12 protein-coding genes and 1 other RNA gene are annotated in these 12,794 nt (G+C 68.4%); 4 read left to right on the plus strand and 9 right to left on the minus strand.

What is annotated here, in order from left to right; genetic code table 11:
• On the plus strand, window positions 1-579 hold a 579-nt coding region (gene panB, locus B1790_RS15665), incomplete at its 5' end, for a 3-methyl-2-oxobutanoate hydroxymethyltransferase (protein ID WP_079924194.1).
• On the opposite strand, the gene B1790_RS15670 is transcribed toward panB, so the two are convergent.
• Entirely contained in the window at window positions 580-1,359 is a 780-nt protein-coding gene (locus B1790_RS15670; protein WP_079924195.1) for an enoyl-CoA hydratase/isomerase family protein, read from the minus strand. It abuts the gene before it with no gap.
• Window positions 1,360-1,468: 109 nt separating this feature from the next.
• Here B1790_RS15670 and B1790_RS15675 point away from each other — a divergent pair, with 109 nt between their 5' ends.
• Window positions 1,469-2,986 (plus strand): CYTH and CHAD domain-containing protein, encoded by a 1,518-nt coding sequence (locus B1790_RS15675; protein ID WP_079924228.1) that lies wholly within the window; start codon window positions 1,469-1,471, stop codon window positions 2,984-2,986.
• 12 nt (window positions 2,987-2,998) lie between these two features.
• Here B1790_RS15675 and rnpB read toward each other — a convergent pair.
• The 3 genes from rnpB to B1790_RS15690 all read right to left on the minus strand — a co-directional run bounded on the left by rnpB (window position 2,999) and on the right by B1790_RS15690 (window position 5,083).
• An RNA gene (gene rnpB / locus B1790_RS15680) (RNase P RNA component class A) lies at window positions 2,999-3,396 on the minus strand.
• 117 nt (window positions 3,397-3,513) lie between these two features.
• Complete coding sequence (locus B1790_RS15685; RefSeq protein ID WP_079924229.1) at window positions 3,514-4,149, minus strand: cyclopropane-fatty-acyl-phospholipid synthase family protein; 636 nt, start codon at window positions 4,147-4,149, stop codon at window positions 3,514-3,516.
• Window positions 4,136-5,083: an NAD(P)/FAD-dependent oxidoreductase gene (locus B1790_RS15690; protein WP_079924230.1), complete on the minus strand. Its 948-nt coding sequence runs from the start codon at window positions 5,081-5,083 to the stop codon at window positions 4,136-4,138. The genes B1790_RS15685 and B1790_RS15690 overlap by 14 nt, the downstream gene beginning before the upstream one ends.
• A gap of 47 nt (window positions 5,084-5,130) precedes the next feature.
• Between B1790_RS15690 and B1790_RS15695 the strand changes: the two genes are divergently transcribed.
• A complete protein-coding gene (locus tag B1790_RS15695; RefSeq protein ID WP_079924196.1) occupies window positions 5,131-5,706 on the plus strand; it encodes a helix-turn-helix domain-containing protein in 576 nt (191 codons plus the stop codon).
• On the opposite strand, the gene B1790_RS15700 is transcribed toward B1790_RS15695, so the two are convergent.
• Both B1790_RS15700 and B1790_RS15705 read right to left on the minus strand, forming a co-directional pair.
• Window positions 5,695-8,595 (minus strand): RND family transporter, encoded by a 2,901-nt coding sequence (locus B1790_RS15700; RefSeq protein ID WP_079924197.1) that lies wholly within the window; start codon window positions 8,593-8,595, stop codon window positions 5,695-5,697. The two genes, B1790_RS15695 and B1790_RS15700, sit on opposite strands and share 12 nt — an antisense overlap.
• The gene (locus B1790_RS15705; RefSeq protein WP_079924198.1) at window positions 8,592-9,038 is read right to left on the minus strand and encodes an MmpS family transport accessory protein; all 447 of its coding nucleotides are present in this window, start codon (window positions 9,036-9,038) and stop codon (window positions 8,592-8,594) included. Before B1790_RS15705 ends, B1790_RS15700 begins: the two co-directional genes overlap by 4 nt.
• Before the next feature lie 138 nt (window positions 9,039-9,176).
• Between B1790_RS15705 and B1790_RS15710 the strand changes: the two genes are divergently transcribed.
• Window positions 9,177-9,788 carry a TetR/AcrR family transcriptional regulator gene (locus B1790_RS15710; protein ID WP_079924200.1) on the plus strand — a complete coding sequence of 204 codons (612 nt, stop codon included), beginning with the start codon at window positions 9,177-9,179 and terminating at the stop codon, window positions 9,786-9,788.
• Here B1790_RS15710 and B1790_RS15715 read toward each other — a convergent pair.
• The 3 genes from B1790_RS15715 to B1790_RS15725 are packed head-to-tail and all read right to left on the minus strand — an operon-like array spanning window position 9,763 to window position 12,712.
• Window positions 9,763-10,848, minus strand: coding sequence for a bifunctional RNase H/acid phosphatase (locus tag B1790_RS15715; protein WP_079924202.1), 1,086 nt, complete (start codon window positions 10,846-10,848; stop codon window positions 9,763-9,765). The genes B1790_RS15710 and B1790_RS15715 overlap by 26 nt on opposite strands.
• The gene (locus B1790_RS15720) at window positions 10,845-11,582 is read right to left on the minus strand and encodes a zinc ribbon domain-containing protein (protein ID WP_079924203.1); all 738 of its coding nucleotides are present in this window, start codon (window positions 11,580-11,582) and stop codon (window positions 10,845-10,847) included. Before B1790_RS15720 ends, B1790_RS15715 begins: the two co-directional genes overlap by 4 nt.
• Window positions 11,579-12,712, minus strand: a complete 1,134-nt coding sequence (locus B1790_RS15725; protein ID WP_079924205.1) for a Nif3-like dinuclear metal center hexameric protein — start codon at window positions 12,710-12,712, stop codon at window positions 11,579-11,581. Before B1790_RS15725 ends, B1790_RS15720 begins: the two co-directional genes overlap by 4 nt.
• Window positions 12,713-12,794: the final 82 nt, after the last annotated feature.

Raw genomic sequence — 12,794 nt, forward strand, 5'->3', positions numbered from 1 at the left:
GTGCGGGGCGCCCCGCACGCGCTGGTCGTGGCCGACCTTCCGTTCGGCAGCTACGAGGCGGGTCCACAGCAGGCGTTGGCCACCGCGACGCGCTTCATGAAGGAAACGGGCGCGGCCGCAGTGAAGCTCGAAGGCGGCGAGCGGGTCGCCGAGCAGATCGCGACCCTCACGCAGGCCGGCATCCCGGTGGTGGCGCACATCGGGTTCACCCCGCAGAGCGTCAACGGGCTTGGCGGTTTTCGCGTGCAGGGCCGGGGTGACGCCGCCGAGCAGACCGTCCACGACGCCATTGCCGTCGCCGAGGCCGGAGCGATAGCCGTCGTGCTTGAGATGGTTCCCGCCGAGTTGGCCACGCAGATCACCGGCAAGCTGACCATTCCGACGATCGGCATCGGCGCGGGGCCGAACTGCGATTCCCAGGTCCTCGTCTGGCAGGACATGGCGGGGATGACCGCAGGCCGCACCGCAAAGTTCGTCAAGAAGTTCGGTGCCGTGGGCGACGAATTGCGCCGTGCGGCAACACAATACGCGGCCGACGTGGCGACCGGAGCGTTCCCGGCCGAGGAGCACTCCTTCTAGCTAGGCGAACTCGGGCCTGCGCTTGCCGAGGAACGCCGCGACGCCTTCCTTGCCGTCGACGGATTCGGCACACTCGGAGATCAGCCGCGCCTCGCGGGCCACCTGGTCTTCGAAGCTCGACGCGTAGGCAGTCAGCAGCAGCTCTTTGACAGCGGCGTTGGAATTCCTTGCGCCAGAAGCCGTTCGGGCGGCAAGCTCGTCGAGCTTGGCTGGCAGCTCGGCGTCGGGGACGACGGTGGTGACCAGTCCCCACTGCGCGGCCTCGGCGGAGGTGAGCACGCGATTGGTGATCATCAGTTCCTGGGTCTTGCGGAGGCCGATCAGGCGGGGCAGCAGGTAGGACGAGCCGCCGTCCGGGCTGAGGCCGGCCTTCGTGTAGGCCATCGTGAACGACGCCGACTCCGCGGCCAGCACCAGGTCACCGGACACCGCGAGCGGGAAGCCCGCGCCGGCCGCGACACCGTTGACCGCCGTGATCAACACCGCGTCCATTCTGGCGAACGTCGACATCGCGCGGTGGAGGTCCTCGGCCATGCCGTTGACGTACGCGCCGGGGCTGTCGGCCGCGGCGACCGCCTTGAGATCGCCTCCCGCACAGAAGAACCTGCCTTCACCGGTCAGGGTGACCACCTTGGCGGTGTCGTCGTCGCAGAGTGCCGCGACCTCGGCGAGCTCGCGGGTCAGCGTGGCGTTCATCCCGTTGGCGGCCTCGGGTCGGGCCAGAACGATGCTGATCACGGGTCCGGACCTGGCGAACTTCAGCGTTTCGAATTCGGGCATGGCGAGACGTTATCGCACCCGTCGGCGGGGGCGGGGGCTCGTGCGGCCGTTCGTTCACCTTGATGTGGCAACCTGTTCACCTACGTCACAAAACGAGCCGAAGGTGAAGATGCCAGCCCAAAAGCGCAAACCGTCGCGCCACACAGAGGTCGAGCGCAAGTTTGCGGTCACCCCGGCAACCGTGTCTCCGTCCTTCGGCGGGCTGTCCACCGTGGCCACGGTGGAACGCTCCCCCGTCCAGCAGCTCGACGCCGTCTATTACGACACGCCGGACCAGGATCTGGCCAGGCATCGGATCACGTTGCGCCGCCGTACCGGTGGCCCCGATGCGGGCTGGCATCTCAAGCTTCCCGCCGGCGCGGACGCCAGGACCGAGGTGCGCACGCCGCTCGACGATTCGGGCGCCCCCGACGACACGGTCCCCGACGAGTTGCGCGACGTCGTGCTGGCGATCGTGCGGGACCGGCCGATTCGCCCGGTGGCGCGAATCTCGACCAGCCGGACCGTCGACGTGTTGTACGGGCCGGACGGTCAGGCGCTGGCCGAGTTCTGCGACGACAGCGTCCAGGCATCGGCGGAGGGCGACGACGAGCCACAGGAGTGGCGGGAGTGGGAACTCGAGCTACTCGGCGACGCCGGTTCCGACGGCGGCGCGGCGTTGCTCGACCGGCTGGCAAATCGACTGTTCGACGCGGGTGCCGAGCCCGCCGGACACGGCTCGAAGCTGGCGAAGGTTCTGCGCACCCCGACGACCGACACCGCGCCGCGTTCAGAAGATCCGGTGCACCGCGCCGTGGCCGAGCAGGTCGAGCAGCTTCTGGTGTGGGACAGGGCAGTTCGGGCCGACGCCTGGGACTCCGTCCACCAGATGCGGGTGACCACACGCAAGATCCGCAGTCTGCTGCGCGCCTCCGAGGAGTCGTTCGGCATCGCCGACGACTCGTGGCTTCTCGAGGAGCTTCGGGTGTTGGCCGGGATCCTCGGGGGTGCGCGCGACGCCGAGGTGCTGGCCGAGAAGTACGAGACCGTGCTCGAGGATCTGCCCGCCGAGCTGATTCGGGGGCCGGTCCGGGAACGTCTCGTCGAGGGCGCCAAGCGGCGGTATCGCGCCGGCTGGAAGCGGTCGTTGGTGGCGATGCGCTCGGAGCGCTACTTCCGGCTGCTCGACGGACTCGAGGCGCTGCTCACCGCGGAGCCGGTGCCGACGTCGAGCGGAGCGGCGCACGAGCCCGTCACCGTCGCCGCGGCCTATCGCAAGCTTCGCAAGTCCGCGAAGAAGGCCGAGGCCGCCGCCGCGGACGAGACCGTCTCCCCCGAAGACGCCGACGAGGCGCTGCACGCGATCCGCAAACGCGCCAAGCAGCTGCGCTACACGGCGTCGGCTCTCGGTGAGGACGGGGTGGCCGACAAGGCCAAGTCGATCCAGTCGCTGCTCGGGGATCACCAGGACAGCGTCGTCAGTCGCACGCACTTGTCCGAGGAGGCGGTGACGGCGCACGAAGCGGGCGAGGACACCTTCACCTACGGCGTGCTGTTCCAGCTCGAGTCGGAGATCGCCCGGCGGGCCGAGGAGCAGCTCGACGCGGCGCTCGGTCAGCTGAAGAAGGCGGTCAGCTCCGCCAAGTGACGGGGCGGTGGGCGGACGAGTTGGCCTGTAAGCCGGATTCTGTTCCGCGCCGTCATGACTGACGACGCGGCGGCGACCATCCATCTGGACACACCGTCACCGGGTGCCTCGAGCGGCCTACCCGCAGGCTCGGGCGAGCAGCCCTCAAACGTCTGCGCAGCCGCAACCAGGTTGCGGCCTTCTTGGCCTTGCTTCGGGTGGGGTTTGCCTAGCCACTCCGGTCACCCGGAATGCTGGTGCGCTCTTACCGCACCGTTTCACCCTTACCACCCGGGGGTGGCGGTCTGTTTTCTGTGGCACTTTCCCGCGAGTCACCTCGGATTGCCGTTGGCAATCACCCTGCTCTGTGAAGTCCGGACTTTCCTCGACGCCCAGGCGAACCTGGATGCCGCGGCCGCCCGGCCAACTCGTCCGCGCTGATCACCGTACTCCGCGAGTCGGGCCGGGGCTGGCACCGGCCCGACTCTGCGGTGACCGTCACGGCTACTCGCACTTTCCCGCAGTGGACGCAGAGTGGGCGCCGACGGTCAGGCGCGGCGCCGCAGCACCATCACGTTGTCGCGCCACGTGAACGGCTGACCGTCGGGGTCGGTCCCGTCGCGCTCCACGACCTCGACGCGGGCTCGCTCCCACTGCGCGTCCGGCAGGTCCAGTTCGGCGAGCACCTCCTCAGGGCTGGGGAACGGGTGGTCATGCGGGACCTTCTTCGAAAACGGCGGCGGTGCGGCGTGGTCGACGATGACGAGCCTGCCCCCCGGGGTCACGGCGGCGGCCGCGTTGCGCAGGATCTGGGGCCGCTCCAGCCGCACCGTGGAGTGCAGGAACTGTGCGGAGATCAGGTCGAAGGTGCCCTCGGGGAAGGTGTCGGAGAGATCGTGGCGTTCGAATTCGATGCGATCTCGGACGCCCCGCGCGTCGGCCGCGGCGGCAGCGCGCCCGATGGCCGTCTCGGAGATGTCGACCGCCGTCACCTGCCAGCCGTTCTCGGCCAGCCAGACGGCGTCGCCCCCCTCGCCGCAGCCGAGGTCGAGAGCCCGGCCGGGGACGACGCCGGCGAGGATGCCGGGCAGCTGGGCGTTGACCCGGCCGCTCCAAATGCGTTCGCGCTCTCCGTAATGCGCTTCCCAGTACTGCTGGGCGTTCTGATCGTCATGCGGCGACATCGGCATTCTCCTTCTGGTTGGGCCAGGGTGGCACGGGCAGGCCGACGTCGTCGGCAAGCAGACTCTGGACGACGGCCGCGGCGCTCAGCGATCCCGCCGAGATCGCCGCGGCAACCTGGGGCATCGTCGCGCTGAGGTCGCCTGCGGCGAACACGCCGGGCACCGAGGTGCGGTGGAACGCGTCCACGGCGACGGCGTCTTCGGCGACGGGTCCGGGCGGCGCCAAGGCGACGCCGAGTTGGGTGGCCAGGTCGCTGCGCTGTCGCAGGGTTGCCGCCACCAGGACGCCGCGGCGGGCCAGCCGGTCTCCGTCGGCGAACTCCACGGCGACCAGTTCACCTGCCTCGGAGACGAATCCGGCGATCTGCCGTTCGTCCGTCGGCAGGTCGGCGGTGAAACCGGCTGGGCCGTTGGTGAGTATCACGACGTCGTCAGTCCATCCGCGCAGCATCAGCGCCATGTGCACGGCGCGCTCGCCACTGGCCAGCACGGCGAGCGGTTGGTCGCGGGCCTCCCAGCCGTGACAGAAGGGGCAGTGGAACGCCGACCGTCCCCACAGTTCGGCCAGCCCGGGGATCGGCGGCGCCACGTAGTCCATTCCCGTGGCCAACAGCACTCGCCTGGTGTGGATCTGGCTGCCGTCGGCGAGGCCGAGCGCGAAGCCTGCGCCGACCGGGGTCGCGGTGGTGACCTCACCGGGCCGCACCTCGACGGTGGGGTACTTCGCGAGTTCCGCACGGCCCATTGCGTACAACTCCGCCGGGGGTCGACCGTCGTGGCCGAGCAGTCCGCCGATTCCGTGTGCGGGCAGATTGCTTTGACGGCCCGCGTCGACCACGAGCGTGCGGCGCCTGGCCCGACCCAACACGAGTGCTGCGCTCAGACCTGCCGCCCCGCCGCCGATGACGACGCAATCCCATTCCGTAACGTCCATGGGTACCACCTTGCCGACTGCCGTGCCATCTGCCAACATCATTTGCCATGCAGGCAAAGGGCACCGATGACGTGGACCTCCGGGTCAGACGACGACTGCGCGAATTGCGTACCCAGCGTGGCCTCACCCTGGACGAGGTCGCGACGAAGGCCGACATCGACGTCTCCACGCTGAGTCGGCTGGAGTCGGGTAAGCGCAGGTTGGCACTCGACCACCTCCCCCGGCTCGCGGCAGCGCTGTCGGTGAGCACCGACGATCTGTTGCGGGCACCCGCCGCGGAGGACCCTCGGGTGAAGGGCGCGTCTCAGACGCACGACGGGGTGACCTACTGGCCGCTGACGCACAACGGTCCCGCGGCGGGCTTGCACGCCTTCAAGATCCGCGTGAGCGCGCGTCGGCGCACTCCCCCCAGCGAGTTCCCGGTGCACGACGGCCAGGACTGGATGTACGTGCTGTCCGGTCGCCTGCGGTTGATCCTCGGCGAGCGCGACTTCATCATCAAACCCGGTGAGGCCGTGGAATTCTCGACGTGGACGCCGCACTGGTTCGGCACCGTCGACGGTCCCGCCGAAGCGGTCGCCATCTTCGGCCCGCACGGCGAGCGGCTGCACCTACACGCTTGAGCCGGTGCCCTTGGTCTCGGGTCCGAGCAGCTTGCGCACCGAGATCCGGGATCCGAAGGGCTGCAACATCTGACTGGCGGGGCGGGTGCGCACGTTCAGCGGCCACCAGAACCAGCGGCCGAGCATCGCGGCGATGGACGGCGTCATGAACGACCGGACGATCAGCGTGTCGAACAGCAGGCCCAGGGCGATAGTGGTGCCGATCTGGCCGAGCACGATCAGGTCGCTGAAGGCGAAGGACGCCATGGTGCCGGCGAACACCATGCCGGCCGCGGTGACGACGCCACCGGTGCCCGCCATCGCCCGGATGATGCCCGTGTTCAGGCCAGCCCCGATCTCCTCCTTGAACCGCGATATCAGCAGCAGGTTGTAGTCGGCACCCACCGCCAGCAGCAGGATGATCGCCAGGGCGGGCACGATCCAGTACAGCTCGATGCCAAAGATGTACTGCCACACCAGGACCGCGAGGCCCAACGACGCCCCGAGCGACAGCACGACCGTGCCGACGATCACCACCGCGGCGACCATGCTTCGGGTGATGAACACCATGATGAGCAGGATCAGGGCGATCGCGGCGATCGCCACGATCAGCAGGTCGTAGGTCGACCCTTCCTGGATGTCCTTGTACGTCGACGCGGTTCCGGCGACGTAGATCTTGGCGTCGGACAACGGGGTTGCCTTGATCGCGTCGAACGCGGAGTTCCGCAGGGCGTCGATGTGCGAGATGCCCTCGGGGGTGGCCGGAGTGCCCTCGTGCGTGATCGTCATCCGGGCGGCCTTGCCGTCGGGTGACATGAACAACTTGAGGCCACGCTTGAAGTCGGCGTTGTCGAAGGCCTCGGGCGGCAGGTAGAACGAGTCGTCGTTCTTGGCGTCATCGAAGGCCTTGCCGAGCGCGGTCGCGTTCTTCAACGCCTCCTGGCTCTGCGCGTTGGTGCCGCCGGTGGTGGCGTAGTTCGACTGCAGCAGATCGCGATTGGCTTCCTGGATGTCGATCTGGGGCGGGATCAACGCGATCAGTTGCGGCTGAAGGGCGTTGAGCTTGTCGAGGCTGGCGGTGACCTTCGCGAACTGGTCACTCAGCGCCGAGATGCCGTCCAGCGAGTCGAACACCGACCTCAGCGCCGCGCACGACGGAATGTCGAAGCAGTGCGGCTCCCAGTAGAAGTAGTTGCGCAACGGCCGGAAGAAGTCGTCGAAGTTCGCGAGGTTGTCACGCACTTCGTTGATGGTCCCCACGGTGTCGTGGAATGCCTGCACCTGCTCGTCGGTGGCGGCGGCACTCTGCTTCTGCAGCTCCAGCTGCTGTTGCAGAACGGCGATGGACTTGGTGGTCTGGTCCACCTGCTTGAGGATGTCCTGCGCTCGCGCCTGCTGGTAGCTGAGGTTCATGATCTGCCCGGCGCTCTGGGCGCTGATCTGAAACGGTATGGAGCTGTGCGTGATCGGCGTGCCGAGCGGACGGGTGATGGACTGCACCAGGGCGATGCCCGGCGTGTGCAGCACGGCCTTGGCCACGCGCTCCAGGATCAGCATGTCCGACGGATTGCGCATGTCGTGGTCGGATTCGATCATCAACAGCTCGGGGTTCAACCGGGCCTCGGAGAAGTGCCGCTCGGCGGCGGCGTACCCCACGTTGGCCGGCGCGGTGTCGGGAAGGTACGGCCGGCCGTCGTAGCTGATCTTGGCGCCCGGCAGCGCCAGGACGCCGATGGCGGCGATGGCGAGTGACACGACCAAGATGGGACCGGGCCAGCGGACGATCGAGGTGCCGATGCGGCGCCAGCCGGAGTTCCGCACCTTGCGCTTGGGCTCCAGCAGCCCGAATCGGGAGACGAGCACGATGACGGCGGGGCCGAGCGTCAGTGCCGCCATCAGCGTCACCAGCACGCCGAGCGCGGCGGGCACGCCGAGGGTCTGGAAGTACGGCAGCCGGGTGAAGTAGAGACACGCCACGGCGCCGACGATCGTCAGTCCCGAGCCGACGATGACGTGCACCGTCCCCCGGAACATGTCGTAGTACGCGTCGCCGCGCTCCAGTCCCCGGTTGCGGGCTTCCTGATATCTGCCGACGAGGAAGATGACGTAGTCGGTGCCCGCGGCGATCGCCATCAGGGTCAGCAGGTTCGTCGCGTAGGTCGACAGGCCGATGACGCCCTGGTGGGCCAGCGTCGCGACGACGCCTCGGGCGGCCATCAGCTCCACGGCCACGACCACGAGCATGATGAGCATGGTGACCACGGATCGGTACACGATCAGGAGCATCACGGCGATGACGGCGAAGGTGATCGCGGTGACCTGATGGGTGCCGGCGTTGCCGACCTCGAAGTTGTCGGTGATCAGCGGCGCGGCGCCCGTGACGTAGGCCTTGACCCCGGGCGGGGACGGGGTGTCGGCCACGATCTTGCGGATGCTGTCGACGGACTCGTTGGACAGCGCCTCGCCCTGGTTACCCCGCAGGTACACCTGGACGAGGGCGGCCTTGCCGTCCTTGCTCTGGGCGCCGCCGGCCGTCAGGGGGTCTCCCCAGAAGTCCTGGACGTGCTCGACGTGCGTGGTGTCGGCGTTCAGTTTCTTGACAAGGACGTCGTAGTAGTCGTGGGCGTTCTGGCCGAGCTTCTCGTCGCCTTCGAGGACGACCATGGCCGCGCTGTCGGAGTCGAACTCCTCGAACTTCTGCCCGATGTGCCGCATGGCCATGATCGACGGAGAATCCGGCGCGTTCATCGCCACGGAACGCTCTTCGCCAACCGTCTCGAGCTGGGGTGAGATGACGTTGCTCAACACCGCTATCGCGATCCACAGCAACAGGATTGGCAGTGCCAGCGTCCAGATCAGCCGCGCGGGCCTCGACCTCTCGTCCGAGCCCTGCTCGGCGTGCTGGCTCATGCGGACTTGTCCAGGCAAGCGATGTATCCGTTCACGTTGCTGGCGGACCTTTCGTCCTTGACGATCCCGTTGACGGTGATGCGGCAGGTGATGGGGGCCGAGTCACCCTGGGCGCGCAGATCCGCGAACAGCGTCGGGTCGTCGGTGGTCAACGTGTGCGACCACGGCAACGGCACGTCGTCCACGCGTTGGGGTTGGGCGTGCTCGTCGAGGTAGTTGATGGTGGCCGTCGCGCCGGGACTGCCGAAGACCTCGAACAGGACGCGTTTGGGGTTGTAGCCGGTGTTCTCCAGCGAGTCGGCACTCGGGCGGGACACCTCGTTGTTCGACCCGAAGATTCCGTGCAGCCGGGTGACGCTGAAGACCACTAGCGCCACCACCACCACTGCGACGATGACGGTCCACTGCCGCTTGAGGACTTTGCCGATCGAAAGCTTGCTCACCCGTACGCCTTTCGACTGCCGGCGACGCGGCACCACCCGGTTCTCTCTCTTAGCCCAACTAAGAGCGACCTGAGAGACGGTACGGTACGGTACGGGTCGGTGCAAGTCGTCCCAACCCCTTGCACATGAGGTGTTTCTATGGTCTCCGAATCGACGGAAACGTCAGCTCCGGCACCGGGTTGCCCGTGGAGCGCCCGTGAGGCCGAACTCTTGGCCGTGACGCTGAAGCTGTTGCAGCAGCATGGCTATGAGCGTCTGACGGTTGAGGCCGTCGCGACCGAGGCCAAGGCCAGCAAGTCCACGATGTACCGGCGCTGGCCGTCGAAGGCGGACCTCGTGCTGGCGGCCTTCATCGAGGGCACCCGCGAGTCCTCCATCCCGCCTCGCACCGGCTCTCTGCGCGGCGATCTGATCGCCATCGGCACGTCGGTGTGTCATCAGGGGCAGGACCACGCGGCCACCATGCGGGCGGTGCTCAACGAGATGTCCCGCAGCGAGGCTCTGAGCGCCGCCATGCAGGAGAAGTTCGTCTACCACCGCAACGTCCTCATCAGCGAGGTGCTCGGCGACGCCGTGGCACGCGGGGAGATTCAGGCCGAGGCGATCAACCCGGAGATCTGGGACGTCCTGCCCGGGTACCTGGTGTTCCGCTCGCTGGTCTCGGAGCGACCGCCGACGGAGGAGACCGTGCGTGCGCTGGTCGACGAAGTGCTGATGCCCAGCCTCACTCGAGATAGGACGTCTCGTTGACCAGCCGCACCGACGACCCGCCGTCGGGGTAGAACTCGGCGATGCACAGCGAGGCCAGGTCGAGGTGCAGGCGGTACAGGATGCCCGGCCCCGCGTCGAGCGCCAAGCGCAGAATCGACTTGATGGGCGTCACGTGCGACACCACCAGAACGGTTGCGTCACCGTGCTCGGCGATGATCCGCGTCCGCGCCCGCCGTACCCGCTTCGCGACGGCGTCGAAGCTCTCTCCCCCACCGGGCGGGGCGACGCTGGTGTCCCGCAGCCATGCGCCGTGCACCTCCGGATCCCGTTGCGCCGCTTCGCCGAACGTCAAGCCTTCCCACTCGCCGAAGTCGGTCTCGATCAGGTCGTCGTCGACGATCACGTCGAGTCCGAGTTCCTTGGCCGCCGCCGACGCGGTGTCGTGGGCGCGCTGCAGTGGCGACGAGACGACGGCCGCGATGCCACCCCGCCTGCCAAGGTAGTGGGCGGCGGCCGCGGCCTGCTGCCGCCCGAGTTCGGTGAGCGGCGGGTTGCCCTGGCCCGAATAGCGGCGGTCCACCGACAGTTCGGTCTGGCCGTGTCGCAGCAGGAAGAAGCGGGTCGGCGCACCACGCGCACCAGTCCAGCCCGCGGGTGACACCACTTGGGCCGACGCCGCGCTCGGCGTGCCCTGCTCAGCAGCTGCGTCCATCGCCTCGTTGGCCAGCCGGTCGGCATGGGAGTTCTCGGCCCGCGGTATCCACGCGAACGTGATGCCGTCGAAGGCGCGGGTCAACTCCACCGCCCGTTCCCGCAAGGGGATCAGATCGGGGTGCTTCACGCGCCAGCGCCCCGACATCTGTTCGACGACCAACTTCGAATCCAACCGCGCGGCGACCTCTGTCGCGCCCACCTCGGCGGCCGCCTCGAGGCCCGCCATCAGACCCCGATACTCGGCGACGTTGTTGGTGGTGCGCCCGATGCCTTCCTTGCGCTCGGCCAGCACGGTCGAGCGATCTTCCGACCAGACCACGGCGCCGTACCCGGCGGGGCCGGGGTTGCCACGCGATCCGCCGTCCGCCTCGACGATCACCTTCATTCCTTGAAGTCCCTCACCCGCACCAGGATTGCGGCACACTCGGGGCAGCGGAGCACCTCGTCCTCGCGGGCGGCGGAGATGCGGGCCAGCTCTCCCCTGTCGATCTCGATGCGGCACGCGCCACACCGTCCACCTAGTAGTCGACCGGCCCCGACGCCACCGAGAGCCCGCTGCCGCTCGTAGAGCTCGACCAGTTCGGGGAGCACCGACGCGGCCACCTTCTCGCGCCGGGCGACCGCCTGGTGCCGAGATTCGTCGATGAGCACCAGCGCCTCGTCGCGCGCTGCGACGGCAGCGGTGAGACTGGCCTGGGTCTCGTCGACCCGGCTCTGTTGCGCCGCCTGGTCGTTCTGAAGCTTCTCGCGACGCTCCATGATCTCCAGCAGTGAATCCTCCAGGCTCTCCTGGCGGCGCTGCAGCGTTTCGAGTTCGTGCTGGATCTCGCCGACGTGCTTGGCGTCGACCGTGCCACCGTCGAGCAGGCCGCGGTCACGATCCTCGCGCTTGCGTACCCCGTCGATCTCGGCTTCGAACTTGGCGACCTGGCCGTCGAGATCCTCGAGGGCGATCCCCAACACCGCGAGTCCGTCACCGGCCTCGCGGTGCTCGGCCTCGGCGGCGTCGAGCCGTTGCTGCTCGTCGAGGTGCGTGGCCCTGTGGTTGAGGCGGCTCAGCTCGGCGTCGACCGCGGCGAGCTCGAGAACCAAACGCTGTTGTGACTCTTCGGCTTTCATGTGGTGCTGGTGTCCTTCTCTAGATTCCATGGATCCGTCCGGACCGGGCTGACGCGCACATCGAGCGCGTCACCGAAGTGCTTGCCTAGCAACGCCCCGGCTTGACCACACCAGGGATGCTCACTCGCCCAGTGCGCGACGTCGACGAGGGCGACGTCGGAGGTACGGAGGTGTTCGTCGGCCGGATGATGTCGGAGATCGGCGGTGACGTAGGCCTGGACACCGGCACCGGCCACGGTGTCGAGAAGCGAGTCGCCCGCCCCGCCGCACACGGCAACTCGCGACACCACGGCGTCGGGATCGCCTGCCGCCCGCACTCCCCACGAGGTGGCGGGAAGGCCACGGTTCACCCGAGCAGCGAAGGCGCGCAGCGTCTCCGGGACCGGCAACGCGCAGATGCGGCCGATGCCGACGTCGGACGGCAAGGCCGCCAGGGCAACCACGTCGAACGCGGGCTCCTCGTACGGATGCGCGTGGCGCAGCGCCCCCAGCACCGCGGCGCGCACACGGGCGGGTGCAATCACCTCGATGCGCTCCTCCGCCACGTACTCGACCGCACCGACGTTGCCGACGGCCGGCGACGCGCCGTCGTGGGGCAGAAACTGCCCCGTGCCCGCGACGGTCCAGCTGCAGTGTGAGTAGTCACCGAGTGCGCCTGCACCCGCCCTGAAGAGGGCCGTGCGCACGGCGTCGGCGTCGGCCGCGGGAACGAAGACCACCCACTTGTCGAGCCGGGTGCCGTCCGACACCGGCGACAGCACGTCCTCGACGATCAGTCCCAGCGCCTCGGCGAGCGCGTCCGAGACCCCGGGGTTGGCCGAATCCGCATTGGTGTGCGCGGTGAACAGTGCACTGCCGCTGCGGATCAGGCGGTGCAGGATCGCACCCTTCGCCGTACTCGCCGCCACCGTGTCCACTCCGCGAAGCAGCAGCGGGTGGTGTGCGAGAAGCAGTCCCCGGTCCGGTACCTCGGCGACGACCGACGACGTCGCGTCCACCGCGATCGTCACCGAATCGACGAGCTCGGAGGGGTCGCCGCAGACCAGCCCGACCGAATCCCACTCTTCGGCCAACGCGGGCGGGTAGGCGTGCTCCAGCACCTCGATCACGTCGGCCAACCGCGCGCTCATCGCCGTACCTCCCCTGCCGTTGCCTCGACGAGAGCGTACGTCGCCACCAGCGCAGAGAGAGGGTCCAACAGCCCCGACGGGG

Origin of the sequence: Mycobacterium sp. AT1, from assembly GCF_002043095.1 — a bacterium.
Taxonomy (GTDB): domain Bacteria; phylum Actinomycetota; class Actinomycetes; order Mycobacteriales; family Mycobacteriaceae; genus Mycobacterium.

Coding starts and splice junctions, on each gene's coding strand:
- B1790_RS15690 (WP_079924230.1), bottom strand. CDS start 5,083: ATGGACGTTACGGAATGGGATTGCGTCGTCATCGGCGGCGGGGCGGCA.
- B1790_RS15670 (WP_079924195.1), bottom strand. CDS start 1,359: ATGCCCGAATTCGAAACGCTGAAGTTCGCCAGGTCCGGACCCGTGATC.
- B1790_RS15675 (WP_079924228.1), top strand. CDS start 1,469: ATGCCAGCCCAAAAGCGCAAACCGTCGCGCCACACAGAGGTCGAGCGC.
- B1790_RS15695 (WP_079924196.1), top strand. CDS start 5,131: ATGCAGGCAAAGGGCACCGATGACGTGGACCTCCGGGTCAGACGACGA.
- B1790_RS15715 (WP_079924202.1), bottom strand. CDS start 10,848: ATGAAGGTGATCGTCGAGGCGGACGGCGGATCGCGTGGCAACCCCGGC.
- B1790_RS15725 (WP_079924205.1), bottom strand. CDS start 12,712: ATGAGCGCGCGGTTGGCCGACGTGATCGAGGTGCTGGAGCACGCCTAC.
- B1790_RS15685 (WP_079924229.1), bottom strand. CDS start 4,149: ATGTCGCCGCATGACGATCAGAACGCCCAGCAGTACTGGGAAGCGCAT.
- B1790_RS15720 (WP_079924203.1), bottom strand. CDS start 11,582: ATGAAAGCCGAAGAGTCACAACAGCGTTTGGTTCTCGAGCTCGCCGCG.
- B1790_RS15710 (WP_079924200.1), top strand. CDS start 9,177: ATGGTCTCCGAATCGACGGAAACGTCAGCTCCGGCACCGGGTTGCCCG.
- B1790_RS15700 (WP_079924197.1), bottom strand. CDS start 8,595: ATGAGCCAGCACGCCGAGCAGGGCTCGGACGAGAGGTCGAGGCCCGCG.